Source organism: Bacillus sp. NPDC094077, assembly GCF_050279465.1.
GTDB lineage: Bacteria > Bacillota > Bacilli > Bacillales > Bacillaceae_G > Bacillus_A.
In genome coordinates this window covers 1-2,414 of sequence record NZ_JBNNUF010000054.1, presented here as the reverse complement: position 1 = coordinate 2,414, position 2,414 = coordinate 1, and the positions used below count along the sequence as shown (strand labels likewise).

Here is a 2,414-nt window from a genome sequence, read left to right as displayed (position 1 = left end):
TTAACATTTTCGTCTTTCAATGTCAACTAAGTTTTTTATTTCGCTTGTCGCTTTTTGCGTTATTATCATCGGCGACTTGTTCTATATTACACCTCCATATAGTAATAGTCAATATTAATCTTTCATTTTTTTAGAAAAGATGAAAAGACCGCTCATACCCCTCTTTATTTTTCATACATATAATTAAGATAACTGAAAGGAGTGTAGAAATTGTTCGGCCCTTCCCTATTACACATCATCAATGCCCATTCAAGAAGTCCACACTATCATAGGCATTTTCCTATCATTCTATTTTGAAGTCAAAAAAGTGGTTGCACTTCTCTTGCTAATTGGTTCTTTTACCAGATTGATTTATTACAAATAGCCCTAAGTTATATGAATATGACATATATAAAAGTAAACCTGCCTATAGTGTGTGACTAAGTATAGCATTACGAGATAAACAAAAGGAAACTTTTAAACTTGTTCGTAATCCTTTTAGAAGAGCAGTCAGTTCTTTCGTATCCTTACTTGCACCTCCTTATGTGGAAAATCCAGAATGGAAACCCATTCGAAAGTTTTTATATCAAGATGAAAATTCTCCTAAAGGGATCTCATTCAAGCAATTTCTATACTACCTATTTAGTAAAGATGCTCAAGCAGATGATATTAATCCACATTTTACACAACAATATATAGCTGTTGAAGAAGAATATGTGACCAATTATATATACTTTGAAAACTTCAATCAGGAAATGAAAGAATTAGAAAAGCGTTTCGAATTAAAAGCTGCACCAACAAATGAGTTCTCAACATCATGGCATCATCAAACCTCCGCCATGATCTATAAAGGAAATTTTAGCGCAGCCGATATTACTGACCCTTTATTTCCTCGCCATCCGACTTTCGAAAGCTTTTATGATACTGAGTGTATACAGCTCGTTCAAACAATATTTCAAAATGATTTTGATACGTATAGATATAGCAAAGAATATCCATACTAATTTTAATCTATTATTTTGCTAAATATAAAAAGATACCCCATATATATAAGGTATCTTTTTAACATTTAAATTATATAAAACATACTGTTTAACAGTCCCTACTATCCACTTTATTACCTTTTAATAGATTACGTAACTTTTGCTTATCCGCCCATCCTACTCCGATTAAAACTAGACTTGCCCCCATTATTATCCTCCATGTCAGAAATTCATTTAATAGAACAATTGAAGTAACAATACTTATTAACGGCAATGCATTTAAATATAATCCACTTACTGATGCCGAAATTCTCTCTAGCGCTTTATTCCAAAACCAATATGCTAAAATTGTTGCTCCAATAACAAGGTACATTACACTAAGTCCCGTTTTCCAAGTTTCAATCTTCGGGAAACCGTAATAAAGAATTTCTACCAGTGCAAACGGTAATAGAATAACAGCTCCAATAATTAAAGTTAATGTTGTAAAAACCTTGTTTGATAGATACTGTTCTTGTTTTGGTCGTTTTAACAAAACCGTGTAGAAAGCAAATAAAAAGGTACTTAATAATATAAGTATATCCCCTATTAAAGACACCTCTTGATCAGCGCTATTAGATGGAATCGTAATAAAGAATACCCCTATAGTCCCCAATATAATTCCTATCCAATAATTCAACTGGATGTTCTCTTTCAAAAAGAACGCAGAAAAAAGAATTGTAACTAATGGTAATGCAGCATCTATGATACTAACATGTAATCCACTTGTTAAAGAAATGCCGTAGGATGTAAACATAAAATACCCAGCTACACCGGTAAAAGCTAACAAACTCATCCTTTTCCATGGAACTTTTTTACATACAACTGATTGTTGTAATTGCTTAAATGAGAATAGCATACACATTCCACCAGCAAAGAAAAGACGAATAAACAACAAAGTAAACGGGTGAATAGATTCTAATGCCCATTTCGTTGGCGCAATGGCTGTCCCCCATAATATAACAGCCACTAATAACATGCATATTTCTTTCATAATCCCCCACACCCATCAAAAATATATGTTAGCTACCTTAATTATAGATTTATCTTTATGTAAAATCCTTTAAAAACACAAAAAGGTTATGTAAGAACGAAAATATTTTTGTTCATTCTACAACTAAATTAATATAAAAAGGTAATTCTTACCTTAAATTAACATTTAAATATATTAATTTATAACCTTCTTATCACTTTATCATCCAAATTTTATTTTATACCGTTTCTATTTTATCCCTTTTCCTCTTTAGGATTATTAAATTTATGGATTATGGCATTTGGTAAGTTGGTAAATAAAATAAACACAAAAAAACCTAAGTCGAAACGACTTAGGTTTTTGCTTGGCGACGTCCTACTCTCACAGGGACAAGGTCCCAACTACCATCGGCGCTAGAGAGCTTAACTTCCGTGTTCGGTATG

Annotated in this window: 1 protein-coding gene, 1 rRNA gene and 1 pseudogene; 1 reads left to right on the top strand and 2 read right to left on the bottom strand. The window is 32.1% G+C overall.

The genetic code is table 11. The features are described from left to right. Nucleotides 1-210 precede the first annotated feature (210 nt). Nucleotides 211-983, top strand: a pseudogene (locus ACQKNR_RS29205) (sulfotransferase family 2 domain-containing protein). Nucleotides 984-1,071: 88 nt separating this feature from the next. Here the strand turns inward: ACQKNR_RS29205 and ACQKNR_RS29200 are convergent. Together ACQKNR_RS29200 and rrf are read right to left on the bottom strand one after the other, a co-directional pair. Then, on the bottom strand, nucleotides 1,072-1,992 hold the full coding sequence (locus ACQKNR_RS29200) for a DMT family transporter (RefSeq protein ID WP_427322752.1): 921 nt from the start codon (nucleotides 1,990-1,992) through the stop codon (nucleotides 1,072-1,074). A gap of 341 nt (nucleotides 1,993-2,333) precedes the next feature. After that, nucleotides 2,334-2,414: ribosomal RNA gene (gene rrf, locus ACQKNR_RS29195) — 5S ribosomal RNA — on the bottom strand; the annotation flags it as partial.

Excerpts from the sequence above, each read along its gene's own strand:
- ACQKNR_RS29200 (WP_427322752.1), bottom strand. The coding sequence starts at position 1,992 with ATGAAAGAAATATGCATGTTATTAGTGGCTGTTATATTATGGGGGACA.